The organism is Propioniciclava tarda (assembly GCF_900182665.1).
Classification (GTDB): Bacteria; Actinomycetota; Actinomycetes; order Propionibacteriales; family Propionibacteriaceae; genus Propioniciclava; species Propioniciclava tarda.
In genome coordinates this window covers 126,916-143,679 of record NZ_FXTL01000005.1, presented here as the reverse complement: position 1 = coordinate 143,679, position 16,764 = coordinate 126,916, and the positions used below count along the sequence as shown (strand labels likewise).

Here is a 16,764-nt window from a genome sequence, read left to right as displayed (position 1 = left end):
AGATCATCACCGCCGCCGATCCACTCCCCGACGACGTCCGCGTCACCCTCGAGAAAATCCGCGCCGCGAGTACGCACTAATTGGCACGAGTCGGGTTCAATGGCCCGCGCCGCACGGCACCTGAACGGCAACAACGACCGTGCAACTCTTGACCGGCATGAGGCACTTAGGCGTCCTCTTGTCGTACCCACGACCCGCAAGAGGCCCAGGACCTGGCCAGCAAGAGCCACAGCACGGAACCCACCGCCACTCCTACACTGCCACCGTGCCTACGAATCCCCTGAGCCCAGACCTGACCAACCAAACGCGGCGACCCGTCGCGCTCGTCACAGGTGCCACACGGGGCCTCGGGCGCTCGATCGCGGAAGCACTGGCATCCGACCACCACCTGCTCATCGGCGGACGAGAAGCGGACACCGTCCAAGGCGTTGTGAATGCCTTGCCGTCTGCCGCGCCCTTCGTCGCCAACCTGACCGATGAGCAGGAGACAGAACGGGCTTCCGCGGGAGTCGGACGGCTGGACGTGCTCATCCACTGTGCGGGGATCATTCCGCCGGCCGACGTCAGCCTCCGGGACGCGTGGCGGCGGGTTCTAGAGACGAACGTGGTGGCCGTTGCTCATCTCACCGACCTGCTGTTGCCCACGCTGAGGCAGTCCGTGGGCTTGGTGGTGGTCATCAACTCCGGTTCGGGGTTGAACGCCTACGGGGACACGGGTGGGTACTCAGGCTCGAAGTTCGCCTTGACGTCGTTTGCCGACGGGCTTCGCGAGGCCGAGAGAGGCCGGGTCCGGGTGTCGTCCGTTCATCCCGGGCGCATCGACACCGACATGCAGCGTGAGCTGCAGAGCAGGGCCGGCCGGAGCTATGTAGAGACTGAGCACCTGACGGCGGACGCCGTCGCGGCTGTCGTGCGGACGGTGGTGGACTGCCCGGTGGAATGCCTGGTTGAGAGTGTGACAGTGAGGCCGTGGGCACGCCTGCCTCGCTGAGGCCCTCGCGTCCAACGGGCCCTTTTGCTATGCCCGTCCGCGACCGTCAGACTGGTCAGGTGGCAGAACATAACAGCGGATCAAACTCGAACCGACGCCCGTATGGACAGGGTCCTTCGGGGCGCGGAGGCGGCGGTCGAGACGCGGCCCGGGGTGGGTCGGGTCGGCCGTCCTTCGGCGGCCAGCGCTCCGGTGGCCGTGGTTTCGAGGATCGTCCCCGTCGTGACGGATCCGCGGGCGGGCGGACCTCCCAGCCGCGATCTGAGGGCGGGCAGGGTCGGGATTCGCGGCCGCCGCGTGAGGGTGGGTTTGAGCGGCGTCCTTACCAGCAGCGGGATGATCGCGGCGATTCCCGTCCCCCCCGTGAGGGTGGGTTCCAGAAGCGTCCCTACCAGCCGCGCGACGACCGCGGCGATTCACGTCCTCCGCGTGAGGGCGGGTTTGAGCGCCGGCCCTACGAGCGTCGCGATGACCGCGGGGATTCCCGTCCGCCCCGCGAGGGTGGGTTCCAGAAGCGTCCCTACCAGCCGCGCGACGACCGCGGCGACTCGCGTCCTCCGCGTGAGGGCGGGTTTGAGCGTCGCCCCTACGAGCGTCGCGATGAGCGCGGGGATTCGCGTCCCCCGCGCGAGGGCGGGTTTGAGCGGCGCACGTACCCGCAGCGGGATGATCGTGGCGGTTCGCGTCCGCCCCGCGAAGGTGGCTTTGAGCGTCGGCCCTACGAGCGTCGTGACGACCGCGGCGACTCGCGTCCGCCCCGTGAGGGCGGGTTTGAGCGTCGCCCCTACGAGCGTCGCGATGACCGAGGCGACTCGCGTCCGCCCCGTGAGGGCGGGTTTGAGCGTCGCCCCTACGAGCGTCGTGACGACCGCGGCGACTCGCGTCCGCCCCGTGAGGGCGGGTTTGAGCGTCGCCCCTACGAGCGTCGTGACGACCGAGGCGACTCGCGTCCGCCCCGCGAGGGCGGGTTCCAGAAGCGTCCCTACCAGCCGCGCGACGACCGCGGCGACTCGCGTCCGCCCCGCGAGGGCGGGTTCGAGCGTCGCCCCTACGAGCGTCGCGACGACCGTGGGCCCGATCGCGGGCGTCCGGCCCGCGCCGAAGGATCATGGCGTGGTCGCGACGAGGCGGAGGTCTACGTCCCGCCGCCCGGCCTCGCGGCCAAGGCGGACGAGCCGGCCACCCCGGAGGGCCTGGACCTGCGCCAGCTGCCGCGTGCGGTGCGCGCGGAGCTGCGCGGCCTGACCAGCGAACTCGCGGACATCGTCGGGGCTCACCTGCTGATGGCCGGCCAGCTGATCGACACAGACCCGGCGCTGGCCTACCGCCATGCCGAAGCTGCGCGTCGTCGTGCCGCCCGCCTGCCCGTGACCCGCGAGGCGGCTGGCGAGGCCGCCTATGCCGCCGGTGAGTACGCCGCGGCGCTCACCGAGTTCCGGGCCCTGCGGCGAATGAACGGCGGCGATGAGTTCGTCGCGGCGATGGCCGACTGTGAGCGAGCCCTCGGCAACCCGGACAAGGCGCTAGCCCTCGTGAAGGAGGGCCTCAAAGCGCAGCCCGAGTTCACGGCTCGCGTCGAGTTGCGTCTGGTCGAGGCCGGCGCGCGCATGGATCTCGGCCAGGCGGACGAGGCGCTGCGGGTCCTGCGTCAGGAGCTGGAGAACGGCGGCGGACGCGGTACGCGCAGCTCGCGCATCCGGCTCCGCTACGGCTACGCCAACCTCCTCGAGGCCACCGGTGCCACCGCGGACGCCGAGCGCTGGTTCGCTGCGGCGGCCGGCATGGACGTCGAGGGTGAAACGGACGCCGCCGAGCGCGTCCAGGCGCTCCAGGGCTTGGTGATCGACATCGACGAGGACGACCTGGTCGGGGATGACGACGTGGAGACCGCTGCTGAAGACTCCGATGAGTCGGACGCGGGCGATTCCGCGGACTCAGACGACGATGCCCAGGATGGGTCTGACGACGGTGCCGAGGACTCCGATGAGTCGGACGCCTCCGACGACGAGGACGCGGCAGACTCCGGCGAAAGCCTCGACCGGGAGGCCGTGGACGACACCTTGACCGACGAGGGCAGCGACCGGGACGCTCGCGACGGCGTCCACCAGGGCGACGAGGACGACTCCGAGGACGGCCATGCCGATCCGGACGAACTGGACGCCGACCTCGGCGGCGAGCGGATCGACGGTCCGGAGGGCTGATGGGGGCGCTGATCGACGGCCACGACGTCGCTATGTTCGATCTCGACGGCGTCGTGTATCTGGGGCCAGAGCCGGTGGCCGGCGCGGTCGAGGGGATCACGGCGCTCCAGGCGCGCGGCGTCCGAACGGTGTACGTCACCAACAACGCGGCGCGTCCGGCACAGACGGTGGCTGACCAACTCCGGTCGATGGGCTTCACCGTGCAACTGGACGACCTCGTGACCAGCGCCCAGGCCGCCGCAGGGCTGATGCGGCGTGAGCTGCCGGCTGGGGCGAAGGTCCTGGTGGCTGGGACGTCCAACCTGGTTGACCACATGACCGAGGCGGGGTTCGAGGTCGTCGCGTCGGCGTCCGACCGCCCCGACGCGATCGTCCAGGGCTACGACCCCGACATGACGTGGCGACGGTTGGATGAGGCGGCGATCGCGGTCCAGAACGGCGCCCGCTGGTACGCCTGCAACACCGATTCGACGCGTCCGACCGAGCGGGGCCTCGTGCCCGGCGCCGGCGTGGCCGTGCAGGCCGTTCAGGTCACGACCCGGACCACCCCGACGGTCACCGGCAAGCCCTTCCGCCCCTTGATGGAGGAGGCCGTCCGGCGCACCGCGGCCAAGAACCCAATCTTCGTGGGCGACCGGCTCGACACCGACATCGCCGGCGCCTGCACGATCGGCATCGACTCGTGCCTGGTGTTCACCGGCGTCCATGGAAAGCAGGACCTGATCGAGGCGCCCGCCGACCGCAGGCCGACCTCGATCGCCTGGGACGTCCCGGGCTTGCTGCTGCCGGCGCGGGCCACGAACGCGGACGCCCACGGCGTCCGATGCCGGGACGCCTACGTGTCGGCGCCCGAGGGGGTCGCGACCGTCCGGGGGGACCTCGGCGATCGCGAAGGGCAGCTGGACGCCCTCTGGGCGCTGGCGCAGCTCGTCTGGGCGCGACCGGGACTCCAATATGCGGCCGCGCTAGGTGATTTGAACGCCGTTCACTAGAGTGTGCGCGTCCAAATCCCCGCATCCAGGAATGAGCTCATGGCGACCAACACCACCTCGTCCGTCCGTCGCACGTCACCGGCCACCGACCTCGCTCTGATCGCCGTCTTCGCGGGCTTCGTCGCGGCCTTCGCCTTGACGCCGGCGATTCCGGTGGGCTCGCTGGGGGTGCCGATCACGTTGCAGACGCTCGCCGTCGCGCTGACCGGCCTAGTGCTGGGCCCCCGGCGCGGGTTCTTGGCTGTCCTGCTGTACTTGGTCGCCGGGTTCGCGGGGCTGCCGATTTTCGCGGGTGGTGCGGGTGGTCTGGGGGTCTTTGCGAAGCCTTCCATCGGCTACCTGCTCAGCTTCCCGTTCGCCGCAGCACTGGCGGGCTTTCTGGCGTACCGCCTGCTCGCCACGCCCCGCCGCGCGCTGTGGGCCTGGCTGGCGGGGGCCGGGCTCGTCGCCTCGTTCGTGCTCGTCCACCCCGCGGGCATCGCCGGCATGGCTACGATTCTGCACCTCGATCTCGGCAAGGCCGTGCTGGCCGACCTGCTCTACTGGCCCGGCGACGTCATCAAGAACCTGGTCGCGGGCTTCATCGCCGCGCAGGTGCACCGTGCGTTCCCCACGCTGCGCCGATCGTGAGCATCGTCCTTGACGGGGTGTCCGTCGTCGTCGCCGCGCCGACGGCGTCCGATGGCCGTTCCGTCAAGGCAATCCTGAGCGAGGTTTCCGCGACGCTCGACGAGCGTCGCGTGGCCGTGATCGGGGCCAACGGGTCCGGGAAGTCGACGCTGCTGCGCCTTCTCAACGGCCTCGCAGCGGCGACCTCCGGGCGCGTCGAGGTGGACGGCATCGACGTGGGCAAGGACCCACGCGCCGCGCGCACCAAGGTCGGCTTCGTGTTCACCGATCCGCTGAGCCAGCTCGTGATGCCGACGCCGGCGGAAGACCTCGAGCTGAGCCTGCGGCGTCGGATCCGGGATCGGGGGGAGCGCCGCGCACGCGCCCTGGAGCTGCTGGCCGAGCGCGAGATCGCCCACGTCGCGGACTCGAGCGTCTACGACATCTCCGGCGGCGAGCGTCAACTCGTCGCGCTGGCGTCCGTGCTGGCTGTGGAGCCCGCGATTCTGGTGCTGGACGAGCCGACCACGCTGCTCGACCTGCGACACCGCGAGAGGCTGCGCCAGGTGCTGGCGGGACTTCAGCAGCAGGTGCTGCTGGCGACGCACGACCTCGACCTCGCCCTTGATGCCGATCGCGTGCTCGTGATCGACGAGGGCCGGATCGCCTTCGACGGCCAGCCGGCGGCCGCCGTCGCGTTCTACCGCGGGTTGATGGGGGCCTGAGATGGACGCCTCGCGGGCACTGCTCGGCGTCTACGTCCCCGCACGATCGGTCTGGCACCGACTGGGTGTTGGCTGGAAGTATGTGGTGTTCCTCGGGCTGGCCATCCCCGCCGTCGCCAGCCGGAGCGTGTGGCTGAGCCTCGGCCTCCTGGCGCTCAGCCTCCTGCTGGCGGCGTCGACGCGTGCTCCGCTGCGCGTGGCCTGGGGACTGCCGTGGGGGCTCGTCGCGATGTTCGCCGCGATCGCCGGGTTCCACGCGCTGACCGGAGAGTGGCGCCTCGGGCTCACGCTCGTGTCGACCATGTTGGTGGCGCTTTACGGGTCGCGCCTGCTGCTGATCACCACGCCGATCCCCGTTCTGGTGGACGCCCTGGTGCGGGCCACCACGCCGCTGTGCCGATTCGGCTTCGATCCCGAGCGCTTCGCGCTGGCCGTCGCGATCATGGTGCGCTCGATCCCGTTCGTCGCAGCGTCCTTCGGCGACGTCCGGGACGCCGCCCGCGCCCGCGGGCTGGAGCGCAACCCGCTCGCCCTCGTCGCGCCCGTGGTGGTCCAGACCGTCGCCTTCGCGCGTCAGACCGGGGACGCCTTGGCCGCGCGTGGGCTGGGGGAGGGTGATCGCTAGACTCACGCCCGTGACCGCCGAACCCGCCGCAGAGCCGCTTGCCGAGCCACCCGTGACGGGCAACCACGACATCGACCGGGCTCTCGCCGCCCTGGATCTTGGTCCGGACGTCTCGTCGCACGCGCAGCAGATCGAGCAGGCCCTGGACGCCGTCCAGCGGGCACTGGCCGGGCCGAGCGTGCCGCAGGCCCTCCGACCGCACTGACGTGCGGCTCGATTCCGCCCTCGTCGCCCGGGGACTCGCCCGGTCACGCAAGCACGCGGTCGAACTCATCGCGGCCGGCGGCGTCCGGGTCAACGGACGGGCCGCGCGGAAGGCGTCCGACGACATCGGACCCGACGACCGGATCGACGCGGCGTCCGATCACTACGTCTCGCGCGCGGCGCACAAGCTGCTGGGCGCCCTGGACGCGTCCGGCACCGAGGTGCGCGGACGGGCGCTCGACGCGGGGGCGTCCACGGGGGGTTTTACGCAGGTCCTGCTGGAGCGGGGCTGCGACGTCGTCTATGCGGTCGACGTGGGCCACGACCAGCTCGCTGGCAGCGTCCGGGATGATCCTCGCGTGGTCGTCCGTGAGCGGCTGAACCTGCGCGACCTCACCTTGGAGCACCTCGATGACGAGCCCGTCGACGTCGTCGTCGCGGACGTGTCGTTCATCTCGTTGAAGCTGCTGATGCCCGCGCTGCTAGGCGTGTTGCGCCCCGACGGCGTCGCCTTGTTGATGGTGAAGCCGCAGTTCGAAGTCGGCCGTGCCGGCCTGGACGACCACGGCATCGTCGTGGACCCGGCGCTCCAGGTCGCGGCCGTCGACGGCGTCGTGGCGTCCGCCGAGGCGCTCGGCTTCACGTGCGACTGGCGCGGCGAGTCGCCCCTTCCGGGGACGACCGGCAACCGCGAGTTCTTCGTGCGGCTCCGGCGCCGCTGAGCCCGCCGGAATGTCGGGCGGGGCCATTAGGGTGGCACCCGTGACCTCCCGCAACATCGCGATCACGCCGCACATCCTGCGGTCGGACGCCGTCGCTGCCGCCGCCGCGTTCATCGACGAGGTGTCGGGGCACGACGACATCGCCTGCTGGCTGCGCCCGGACGCCATCGCGGCGGTCACACCCTTGCTGACGCGCCCGGTGGAGTTCCAGGTCCTCGATCAGTCCGACATCCACGACCTGGAACTCGTCGTCGTGTTCGGCGGCGACGGCACGATCCTGCGCGCCGCCGAGTGGGCGCTGCCAGCCCAGGTGCCGATCCTGGGGGTCAACCTCGGCCACGTCGGCTTCCTCGCCGAACTTGAGCCGTCGCAGCTGGACGAGCTGATTCGGCGCGTCCTGGAACGCAACTACCGGGTCGAAGAGCGCCTCTGCCTCGAGGTGGTGCTGCGCGATCGTCCGGGTGGCGAGGCCATCTGGTCCAGCTACGCCATCAACGAGGTGTCGCTGGAGAAAGCGGCCCGCGAGCGGATGATCGAGGTGCTCGTCCAGATCGACGGGCATCCGCTGCAGCGGTGGGGCACCGACGGCGTCCTGGTCTCGACCCCGACGGGCTCGACGGCGTACGCGTTCTCGGCGCAGGGTCCGGTGATGTGGCCCGATCTGGACGCCCTCCTGGTCGTCCCGCTGTTGGCGCACGCGCTGTTCGCGCGCCCGCTCGTGCTCAGCCCGACGTCGGTGGTGACCATCGAGATGCTGCGGGGACAGGCGACCTCGGGCGTCCTGTGGTGTGACGGACGCCGCTCCGTCGACGTCACGCGGGGCAGCGAGGTCGAGGTGCGACGGCTGCAGCAGAACCTCAAGATCGCCCGGCTTGACGCCTCGCCGTTCGTCGAGCGACTCGTCCGGAAGTTCCAGCTGCCGGTGCAGGGCTGGCGCAAGGAGGACTCGATCGACGCCGGACGCGAGATCCAGGGCCTCAAGACCGAGCCGGAGCCGGAGCTCTAGGGTGCTCACCCAACTGCGGATTGCCTCTCTCGGCGTCATCGACGACGCCGTGCTCGAGCTCGGTCCCGGCTTCACGGCCGTGACCGGTGAGACCGGTGCGGGCAAGACCATGGTGGTCAGCTCGCTCGGCCTCTTGCTGGGCGAGAAGGCCGAGACGCGGCTCATCCGGCATGGGGCGTCCAGGGCCCTCGTCGAAGGCCGGGTCGGGGCGGACGCTCACATGGCCGACGCGGTCGAAGGGCTCGGCGGCGAACTGGACGACGGCGAGGTGTTGCTCACCCGGGTGCTGACGGCCAGCCGCTCGCGCGCGCTGGTCGGCGGAGCGCAGGTGCCGCTGGGGGCGCTGGCCGATGTCATCGGCGAGCGCGTCACGATCCACGGACAGTCGGAGCAGCTGCGGCTCGGTTCCCCGGATCGCCAGCGGGAGGTGCTGGACGCCTTCGCGGGCGCAGAGCTGGCCGCCGTGCTGGCCGAGTACCGGACGGACTACGCCCGGCACCGTGCTCTGGTCGCCGAGCGGGAGGCGTTGGTCGCCCGCTCAGCCGAGCGGGCTCGCGAACTGGCCATGCTCGAGTTCGGTCTCACCGAGATCGAGAAGGCCGACCCGCAGTCAGGGGAGGACGTCGCCCTGCACGCGGAGGCCCGACGGTTGCAGGCGGTCGACGACCTGCGCGCCGCGGCCCGCTCGGCGCTCGTGGCACTGGCCGGCGACGACGATTCCGGCGATCACCCGACCGCGCTGGGACTGGTGAGCACGGCTCGGAAGTCGCTCGCCGGCATCGCGGACGCCGACGCCGACATCGCGCCCCTGGTCGATCGCATCGCCGAGGCCGGCTACGCCCTGGCAGACGTCGCGGCCGACCTCTCGTCGTACCTCGCCGGATTGGACGCCGACCCCGCACGCCTGGAATGGATCGCGTCCCGGCTCGCCGCTCTCCAAGGCCTGACGCGACGCTACGGCTCGACCGTCGACGACGTGCTCGCGTGGGGTCGGGACGCCGCCGCGCGCGTGGACGCGCTCCGCGGGGGCGATGAGCGCATCGCCGAGTTGGCAGACGAGATTGGCCACCTCGACGGAGCCCTCGACGAGCGCGCGGGCCGCCTGACCGCCCTGCGCACCGCGGCGGCGTCCACGCTCAAGGGTCTCGTCGAAGCCGAACTCGCGGCCTTGGCGATGCCCAAAGCGTCACTGCGCTTCGACCTCGCGCCTTTCGAGCGCGGACCGTGGGGCGCCGACCACGTCCAGCTGCTGTTCAGCGCCAACCCCGGATCAGCGCCGGCGCCGCTCGCGCGAGTGGCGTCCGGAGGTGAGCTGTCGCGCGTCCGGCTAGCCCTCGAGGTCGTCCTCGCTGCCGACAGCACCGGACGCACGTTCGTCTTCGACGAGGTGGACGCCGGGGTCGGCGGCGCGGTTGCGCTCGAGATCGGACGCCGCCTCGCGCGTCTCGCGGAGCACGCTCAGGTGATCGTCGTCACCCACCTGGCCCAGGTCGCGGCCTTTGCGGATCGCCACTACGTCGTGGAGAAAGCCGACGACGGGCAGGTGACGACGGCCGGCGTCCGCGAGGTGACGGTGACCGAACGGGTGGACGAACTGGCTCGCATGATGGCGGGCCTCGACGGCACGGACGCCGCTCGGCGACACGCCGAGGAGCTGCTGCAGGCGGCGCGACGGGCCTCACGGCGTCCCTCTCGTTGAAGCCGTGAGGCGCTGAAGGGCGCTCCGTGGCCGCCGTGCGCCGCGGTCGGGAATCCCGCGGGCTATTGCCAATCCGACGTGCTGGTGCACAATGGCTGAACGGCATCGCCGATGAGTGGAGCAGGGGAAGGCAGCACTCATCGGAGGAGACGTCATGACAACGACACGGGGCGTGGTTTCGATCCACTCCGCGCCGTCTGCGCTGTGCCCGCACATCGAGTGGGCGTTGAGCGCGACCCTGGGCGCGTCGGCCGAGCTGCACTGGACGCCTCAGCCCGCCGAGCGGGGCACCTATCGCGCCGAGGCGTCCTGGCGCGGACCCATCGGCACGGCGTCCGCGATGGCGAGCGCCATGAAGCGTTGGGATCGCGTCCGCTTCGAGGTGACCGAGGACGCCACGGCAACGTCGGAGGGCGTCCGGTACTCCTACACGCCGGCCCTGGGGGTCTTCCAGGCCGCCGTCAGCCGCAACGGCGACGTCCTGGTCCATGAGGAGAGGCTTCGCCAGGCCATGTTCGCCCACCGCGACCCGGCCGAGCTGCGGCGCGCGTTGGACGTCCTGCTGGGTGCACCCTGGGACGACGAGCTCGACGTCTTCCGCGCGGGCGTGGCGGACGACTCCGGCGTTCGCTGGCTGCACCGCGTGGGTTAGGCGGCCTCTGCGCCGGGGACGTGCGGGTCGTGTGCCCCCGGGACGCGTCCGGCGAGCATGGCGAGGGCGGCCCCGCCGAGCACGAGTCCGGTGCCCACGACTTGGCCCGCGGACAGCAGGTAGCCGTAGAACAGGACGCCGACCAGCAGGTTCGCGACCGGCTCGACGGTGCTGATGATGCTGGCCCGCGTCGGACCAATCAGCCCCACGCCAGCCAGGAAGGCCGAGATCGCCAACACGGTCGACACCACCGCCACCAGCAGCACCGGGCGCCACGCGTCGACGGGCGGCGGCACCTGCAGGCCCCCGGTGCTGACGCCCATGATGCTCAGCGCCACCGCGGCGACCAGGGTGACCACTCCGGTCAACGGCCAGGCGGGCAGGTCTGCGGCGTGATAGCCGCTGAACACGATGTAGCCGGTGTAGATGACCGGCGCGGCCAGCCCGAACGCGAACCCGAGCGCCGCCTGCGGGCCGAGGTTCAGCTGTCCGGGGGCGACGGTGAGCAGGATGCCCGCCACGCTCAGCGCCAGGGCCATCAGCACCCGCCGCGACGGGGCGCGTCGTGCCAGCACGCCGGTCGTCAGCGCCACCAACGCCGGATAGGCGTAGAGCAGCAGGCCGGTGAGCGCCGGCGGCAAGAATCGGACCGAGTTGAAGAACATCTCCGACATCGCCGCGTACGACAGCCCCAGGACGGTGCCCGCCACGAGCAGCCGCCGCGACGGAAGCTCCAGGCGTCCGGTGACGGCGAGGAAGCCCCAGATGAGCACCGCCGCGATCCCGAACCGGTAGGCCAGGAGCGCGGTGGGCGTCAGGCCGGCAGCGTAGGCGTCCAACGCGAAGTACGGCATGACGCCGAACCCGACCGCGGACGCCACCACCAGGCTGTGCCCGCGCAGCAGGCTGGAACGGCTCGTCACACCGAGGGAGGCTAAGCCCACCCGGATCAGAGCGGGATGTTGGTGTGGCTTCCGCGGACGCCGTTGTCGGCGTCGCGGATCGCGGCGGCTAGCGTCGAACGCGTGAGCCCGGGATCGACCATCGCGTCGACGACCCCGATCTCGATCGCGGTGTCGACGCCGCCGGCGGCCTTGGAGTGCTCGTCGGCCAGCTGGGCCTCGACAGCCGCCAGTTGATCCGGCGCCACTTCGGCCAGCTTGCGACGGTGCAGGATGCGGATGGCCGCGACCGGACCCATCACCGCGACCTCGGCACCCGGCCAGGCGAACACCTTCGTCGCGCCCAGCGAGCGCGAGTTCATGGCGATGTAGGCGCCGCCGTAAGCCTTGCGGGTGACGACCGTGACGCGCGGCACGACGGCCTGGGCGAACGCATGCAGCAGCTTCGCGCCGCGGCGGACCACGCCCTCCCACTCCTGGCCGACGCCCGGCAGGTAGCCGGGGACGTCCACCAGCACGACCAGCGGGACGCCGAACGCGTCGCACAGCTGGACGAACCGGGACGCCTTCTCGGCGCTCAGCGAATCGAGGCAGCCGCCCAGGCGCAGGGGGTTGTTGGCGATGATGCCGACCGTCCGTCCGCCGAGGCGTCCCCAGCCGGTGGTGATGTTCGGCGCCCAGCGTCCGTGCAGTTCGATCCAGGAGCCGTCGTCCAACAGGCCCTTGACCAGCGGATGCACGTCGTAGGCGCGCTTCGGCGACTCCGGCAGCAGCGCGGCGAGGTCGACGTCCTCGACCTGACGCGCGACGCCACCCTGGGCGGCGAGCAGGTCGACGACCTTGCGGGCCGAGGCGAAGGCGTCCGCCTCGTTCTCGGCCGTGATGTGGACGACTCCCGAACGACGGGCGTGGGTGTCGACGCCGCCGAGCCGCTCCATGTCGACGTTTTCGCCGGTGACGGAGCGGACGACGTCGGGTCCGGTCACGAAGATGCGTCCGGTGGCGGCCATGATGACCACGTCGGTCAGCGCCGGCCCGTAGGCGGCGCCGCCGGCAGCGGCGCCCAGGACCACCGAGATCTGCGGGATCTTGCCGGACGCCTGCGTCATCGCGTGGAAGATCTCGCCCACGCCGTGCAACGACAGGACGCCGTCGCCCAGCCGCGCGCCGCCCGAGTGCCAGATGCCGATCACCGGGACCCGGTCGACCATGGCGCGGCGGTAGGCCTCGACGACGACCTTGCAGCCGACCGTGCCCATCGCTCCGCCCATGACCGTCGCGTCCGAGCAGAAGGCGACGGCGGGGGAGCCCTTGATGGTGCCGTGCCCGGCCAGCATGCCGGACCCGTCGTCCTCGGTGATGAGCTGCAGCGAGCCCTCGTCGAACAGGGCGGCGAGCCGGACGTTGGGGTTGCGCGGATCCTCCTCGCGCGGCACGCGCGGGGGCTTGGCGGGGGCTTCGGTGGTCATCGGCTACTCCTGGGATCGAAAGTCGTGCGGGCATGCGGACGCCGGCGGCGTCCGGACGCTCAGCGAATGTTGGCGTTGCTGAACGCGATGGCCACGTTGTGGCCGCCGAAGCCGAAGCTGTTGTTCAGGGCGGCGAGGTCGCCTACGGGCAGCGGACGCACCGCGGTCGCGATGTCGATGCCGAGGCCGTCCTCGGGATCGTCGAGGTTGATCGTCGGGGGCACCTGACGGTGGTAGAGCGCCAGCACGGTCGCGATCGACTCGACCGCGCCAGCCGCGCCCAGCAGGTGGCCCGTCATCGACTTGGTCGAGGTGACCACACAGCCGTCGACAGCCGACCCGAGCGCGCGTCCGACCGAGTGGGCCTCCGTCACGTCGCCCTGCGGCGTCGACGTGCCGTGGGCGTTCACATGCTTGATATCGGACGCCGTGAGTCCGGCATCGCGGATGGCCTTGAGCATCGCCGAGGACTGCCCACCGCCGGCGGGGTCCGGCTGGACGATGTCGTGGCTGTCGGCGCTCACGCCGGCGCCCGCCACCGTGCCGTAGATGCGGGCACCGCGGGCCAGCGCGTGCTCGAGCGACTCGAGCACCAGCGCCGCCGCACCCTCGGCCAGGACGAATCCGTCGCGGCCCTTGTCCCACGGCCGGGACGCCGCGGCGGGATCGTCGTTGCGCTTGCTGAGCGCCTGCATCTGCGAGAACGCGGCGATCGGCAGCGGCAGGATCGTGGCCTCGGAGCCGCCCGTCAGCACCACGTCGGCGCGGCCGAGGCGGATCTCGTCGATGGCCAGCGCGATCGAGTCATTGGCGGACGCGCAGGCCGAGACCATCGTCCGGACCGAGGCGCGGGCGCCCAGCAGCAGGCCGATGTTGGCCGCCGGGGCGTTGGTCATGAGCATGGGGATCGTGTAGGGGCTGACCCGGCGCGCGCCCTTGTCGACCAGGGCGTCCCAGTTCGACAAGGTGGAATGCAGTCCGCCGATGCCGCTGCCGAAACAGACGGCGAGCCGATCTCGGTCGACGGGGTTGTCCTCGCCGAGGCCGAAGCCCGCGTCCAGCCAGGCCTCCTCCGCGGCGACCAGCCCGACCTGCGTCGAGCGGTCGAGCCGGCGAGCCTTCACGCGGTCGATCTTCTCGGCCGGGTCGACGGCGCAGCGGCCGGCGATCCGGACGGCGAGCGGTTCCGCCCAGTCTTCGGTGATGGTCACGACCCCGGAGCGGCCGGCGAGCATGCCCGCCCAGGTCGAGGCGAGATCGCCGCCCAAGGGGGTCGTTGCCCCCATGCCGGTGATGACGACGTCGGTCATGAGAAGTCCTTCGTTCGAGCTGGGCGGAGGGTGACCCCGCGGCCGGGCGACAGCGCCGGGCCGCGGGGCGTCGGATTACTGGTGGCTCTCGATGTAGGCGACGGCGTCGCCCACGGTCTTGAGCTTCTTGGAGTCCTCATCGGGGATGGTGACGCCGAACTTCTCCTCGCAGCCGACGATGATCTCGACCATCGCCAGGGAGTCGACGTCGAGGTCCTCGGTGAACGACTTGTCGAGCTGAACGTCCTCGACGGGCACGCCGGCGACGTCGTTGACCAGCTCGGCGAGCGAGGTGCGGATCTCTTCGGTGGTGGCCATGGCCTTCTCCTTGCTTCTTTGGGTTGGGTTTGTTGTCTTCACCGGACGCCGTCGGCGCCGGTACGTCTATCAGGGCAGCTCGATGACCTGGCCCGCGTACACGAGCCCGGCTCCGAAGCCGATGATGAGGGCCTTGTCGCCCGACTTGGCCTCGCCCGACGCCAACATCGAGTCGAGGGCGATCGGGATGGACGCGGCCGAGTTGTTGCCCATCGTCTTGATGGTGCGGGCCACCTTGACGGTGCTCGGCAGCTTGAGGTGACGCAGCATCGAGTCCGTGATGCGGTTGTTCGCCTGGTGGGGCGCAAAGACGTCCAGTTCGGTGGCGTCCACGCCGGAGACGGCCAACGTGCGCCGTGCGGCGTCCGCGATGAAGCCGGTCGCCCAGCGGAAGACGGCCTGGCCTTCCATGGTGAGCACGGCCGGGACGCCGGTGCGTCCGGACTCGAGCAGGTCGACGTTCTGGTCGATCACGCCCGACTGCTCGCCGTCGGAGCCCCAGACGACCGGTCCGATGCCGTTGGTGTCGGACGCCCCGATCACCGCGGCCCCGGCGCCGTCGGCGAACAGGAAGGCGGTGGTGCGATCGTGGAGGTCGGTGAGCTTCGACAGGGTCTCCACGCCGATGACGAGGGCCTTCTTGGCCGCCCCGGAGCGGACGAGGGACTCACCCATCGCGATCCCGTAGCAGAAGCCCGCGCAGGCGGCGGAGATGTCGAAGGCGGCGGCACCGTCGGTGCCGAGTTTCGCGGCCAGCTTCGGAGCCAGGCCGGGGGTCTGCTTGAAGTGCGAGACGGTCGAGACGATGACGGCATCGATGTCGGACGCCGTCAGTCCGGCCCGCTCGATCGCCTTCGTGGCGGCGTCCATGGCGAGGGATTCGGCGTCCTCGCCCTCGGCGACCCAACGGCGCTCGACGATGCCGGTGCGCTGCTGGATCCACTCGTCGGAGCTGTCGATGTAGGTGCACATCTCGGCGTTGTCGACGACCCGGCTTGGCACCGCGGAGGCGATGGAGAGGACGCGGGCGAAGGGCCCGCCGCTGCTGGCGTTGACCGTCACAGGGATTCCGTCCGGGGGTAGAGGCGGGCTACGGGCTGTCCGGGACGAACAATGTCGTCGGATTCGACGAGCCATTCGAGGATGCGTCCGCCGTGTTGGGCGACGATCTCGTGGTCGCCGAGGGTGTTGGTCACGGTGCCAATCACGGCGCCGCTCGGGACGTCGGCGTCCACGCCGGCGCCCTCGGCGATGGTCAGCTCGCCCTTGGCGGGCGACGTGGCCATCATCCAGGCGACGTTCGCGGAGCGGTTGTGATGGGCTTCGGTGTCGCTGTGCCGCTCGACGAAGGAGCGTGCCTCGGCCAGTTGGTCAGGAGCGTTGAGGGCGAAGACCTCGACGCCAGGCATGTTGCGCTTGGCGATCCCCGTGAGCGTGCCGGCGGGAGGCAACTCGAGGAGCCCGGTGACGCCCATCTGGATCATCGTCTCCATGCACAGGTCCCAGCGGACAGGGCTGGTGATCTGGCCGACCAGGCGCTTGAGGTAGTCGCGCCCGCTGGCGACGGCGTCGCCGTTGGCGTTGGACAGCAGGGGCACGCGCGGGTCGTGGGTGGAGATGGCCGGGGCGAGGCGCTCCAGGCGATCCTGGCCCGGCTGCATGTGGTGGGTGTGGAAGGCGCCGGCGACCGAGAGCGGGACCACGCGGGCACCCTTGGGCTGGTGGGCGGCCAGGTCCGCGATCTGCTCGACCGTGCCCGCAGCCACGAGCTGACCCGCGCCGTTGTTGTTGGCGGCCACGCAGCCCGCCGCCTCGATCGCGGCCAGCACCTCGTCGGCGTCGCCACGGACGACCGCGGCCATCGTGGTGGGGGTCAATGCGGACGCCTCGGCCATGCCGAGCCCGCGCTCCCGGACGAAGACCATCGCTTGCTCGCCCGACAGGACCCCGGCGGCGCCTGCTGCGGTGATCTCGCCGACCGAGTGGCCAGCCGCGACGCCGGTGCGGCGGAAGCCGTCGGCGGGGCTTGGGAACAATTCCAAGGCGGCCAGCATCCCGGCAGCGACCAGCAGGGGCTGGGCGATCGCGGTGTCCCTGATCGTCTCGGCGTCCGCCTCGGTTCCGTAGTGGACGAGGTCGATGCCGGCGACCGTCGACAGCCAGGCGAGCCGCGTGGCGAAAGTCGGCAGTTCAAGCCAGGGCGTGAGGAATCCGGGGGTCTGAGCGCCTTGACCCGGCGCAACGATTGCAAGCACGCAGTAATCCTTGCGGGCGCGTCCGTACAACGCCGGGCGCGGCGCCAACCAAAATTCAGGTCTGTCTTTGTAGGTTTCCTACAA

The 16,764-nt window shown here is 71.1% G+C and carries 17 protein-coding genes; 11 read left to right on the top strand and 6 right to left on the bottom strand.

The window, feature by feature from the left end; all coding sequences use genetic code 11:
* Nucleotides 1–265: 265 nt before the first annotated feature.
* The 11 genes from FN821_RS06160 to FN821_RS06110 all read left to right on the top strand — a co-directional run bounded on the left by FN821_RS06160 (nt 266) and on the right by FN821_RS06110 (nt 10,426).
* Nucleotides 266–991 (top strand): SDR family oxidoreductase, encoded by a 726-nt coding sequence (locus FN821_RS06160; RefSeq protein WP_338324579.1) that lies wholly within the window; start codon nt 266–268, stop codon nt 989–991.
* A 1,220-nt stretch (nt 992–2,211) separates the two neighbouring features.
* Entirely contained in the window at nt 2,212–3,192 is a 981-nt protein-coding gene (locus tag FN821_RS06155; RefSeq protein WP_131171833.1) for a tetratricopeptide repeat protein, read from the top strand.
* A complete protein-coding gene (locus FN821_RS06150; protein ID WP_241660136.1) occupies nt 3,192–4,184 on the top strand; it encodes an HAD-IIA family hydrolase in 993 nt (330 codons plus the stop codon). The genes FN821_RS06155 and FN821_RS06150 overlap by 1 nt, the downstream gene beginning before the upstream one ends.
* A 39-nt stretch (nt 4,185–4,223) precedes the next feature.
* A complete protein-coding gene (locus tag FN821_RS06145; RefSeq protein WP_131171831.1) occupies nt 4,224–4,814 on the top strand; it encodes a biotin transporter BioY in 591 nt (196 codons plus the stop codon).
* Complete coding sequence (locus tag FN821_RS06140; RefSeq protein ID WP_241660135.1) at nt 4,811–5,518, top strand: energy-coupling factor ABC transporter ATP-binding protein; 708 nt, start codon at nt 4,811–4,813, stop codon at nt 5,516–5,518. The genes FN821_RS06145 and FN821_RS06140 overlap by 4 nt, the downstream gene beginning before the upstream one ends.
* Before the next feature lies 1 nt (nt 5,519).
* A complete protein-coding gene (locus FN821_RS06135; RefSeq protein ID WP_131171830.1) occupies nt 5,520–6,143 on the top strand; it encodes an energy-coupling factor transporter transmembrane component T family protein in 624 nt (207 codons plus the stop codon).
* 10 nt (nt 6,144–6,153) lie between these two features.
* Nucleotides 6,154–6,348, top strand: coding sequence for a hypothetical protein (locus FN821_RS06130; protein ID WP_131171829.1), 195 nt, complete (start codon nt 6,154–6,156; stop codon nt 6,346–6,348).
* Nucleotide 6,349: 1 nt separating this feature from the next.
* Nucleotides 6,350–7,069 (top strand): TlyA family RNA methyltransferase, encoded by a 720-nt coding sequence (locus tag FN821_RS06125; protein WP_131171828.1) that lies wholly within the window; start codon nt 6,350–6,352, stop codon nt 7,067–7,069.
* A 10-nt stretch (nt 7,070–7,079) separates the two neighbouring features.
* Nucleotides 7,080–8,075, top strand: coding sequence for an NAD kinase (locus FN821_RS06120; RefSeq protein ID WP_131171827.1), 996 nt, complete (start codon nt 7,080–7,082; stop codon nt 8,073–8,075).
* 1 nt (nt 8,076) lies between these two features.
* Entirely contained in the window at nt 8,077–9,774 is a 1,698-nt protein-coding gene (recN, locus tag FN821_RS06115; protein ID WP_131171826.1) for a DNA repair protein RecN, read from the top strand.
* A 154-nt stretch (nt 9,775–9,928) separates the two neighbouring features.
* On the top strand, nt 9,929–10,426 hold the full coding sequence (locus FN821_RS06110) for a DUF3145 domain-containing protein (protein WP_131171825.1): 498 nt from the start codon (nt 9,929–9,931) through the stop codon (nt 10,424–10,426).
* Here FN821_RS06110 and FN821_RS06105 read toward each other — a convergent pair.
* The 6 genes from FN821_RS06105 to FN821_RS06080 form a co-directional block, all read right to left on the bottom strand.
* Nucleotides 10,423–11,349, bottom strand: a complete 927-nt coding sequence (locus tag FN821_RS06105; protein WP_131171824.1) for an EamA family transporter — start codon at nt 11,347–11,349, stop codon at nt 10,423–10,425. The two genes, FN821_RS06110 and FN821_RS06105, sit on opposite strands and share 4 nt — an antisense overlap.
* 26 nt (nt 11,350–11,375) lie before the next feature.
* Nucleotides 11,376–12,797 carry an acyl-CoA carboxylase subunit beta gene (locus FN821_RS06100; protein ID WP_131171823.1) on the bottom strand — a complete coding sequence of 474 codons (1,422 nt, stop codon included), beginning with the start codon at nt 12,795–12,797 and terminating at the stop codon, nt 11,376–11,378.
* Nucleotides 12,798–12,856: 59 nt separating this feature from the next.
* Entirely contained in the window at nt 12,857–14,107 is a 1,251-nt protein-coding gene (locus FN821_RS06095; RefSeq protein ID WP_131171822.1) for a beta-ketoacyl-[acyl-carrier-protein] synthase family protein, read from the bottom strand.
* Nucleotides 14,108–14,182: 75 nt separating this feature from the next.
* Nucleotides 14,183–14,425, bottom strand: coding sequence for an acyl carrier protein (locus FN821_RS06090; RefSeq protein ID WP_131171821.1), 243 nt, complete (start codon nt 14,423–14,425; stop codon nt 14,183–14,185).
* A 69-nt stretch (nt 14,426–14,494) separates the two neighbouring features.
* Nucleotides 14,495–15,487 (bottom strand): beta-ketoacyl-ACP synthase III, encoded by a 993-nt coding sequence (locus FN821_RS06085; protein WP_241660133.1) that lies wholly within the window; start codon nt 15,485–15,487, stop codon nt 14,495–14,497.
* Nucleotides 15,484–16,680: an acyltransferase domain-containing protein gene (locus tag FN821_RS06080; RefSeq protein ID WP_131171819.1), complete on the bottom strand. Its 1,197-nt coding sequence runs from the start codon at nt 16,678–16,680 to the stop codon at nt 15,484–15,486. Before FN821_RS06080 ends, FN821_RS06085 begins: the two co-directional genes overlap by 4 nt.
* Nucleotides 16,681–16,764: the final 84 nt, after the last annotated feature.

What these genes read in the sequence shown, in the direction of transcription:
- FN821_RS06150 (WP_241660136.1), top strand. Translation starts at nt 3,192, where the DNA reads ATGGGGGCGCTGATCGACGGCCACGACGTCGCTATGTTCGATCTCGAC.
- FN821_RS06145 (WP_131171831.1), top strand. Translation starts at nt 4,224, where the DNA reads ATGGCGACCAACACCACCTCGTCCGTCCGTCGCACGTCACCGGCCACC.
- FN821_RS06135 (WP_131171830.1), top strand. Translation starts at nt 5,520, where the DNA reads ATGGACGCCTCGCGGGCACTGCTCGGCGTCTACGTCCCCGCACGATCG.
- FN821_RS06120 (WP_131171827.1), top strand. Translation starts at nt 7,080, where the DNA reads ATGTCGGGCGGGGCCATTAGGGTGGCACCCGTGACCTCCCGCAACATC.
- FN821_RS06110 (WP_131171825.1), top strand. Translation starts at nt 9,929, where the DNA reads ATGACAACGACACGGGGCGTGGTTTCGATCCACTCCGCGCCGTCTGCG.
- FN821_RS06100 (WP_131171823.1), bottom strand. Translation starts at nt 12,797, where the DNA reads ATGACCACCGAAGCCCCCGCCAAGCCCCCGCGCGTGCCGCGCGAGGAG.
- FN821_RS06095 (WP_131171822.1), bottom strand. Translation starts at nt 14,107, where the DNA reads ATGACCGACGTCGTCATCACCGGCATGGGGGCAACGACCCCCTTGGGC.
- FN821_RS06090 (WP_131171821.1), bottom strand. Translation starts at nt 14,425, where the DNA reads ATGGCCACCACCGAAGAGATCCGCACCTCGCTCGCCGAGCTGGTCAAC.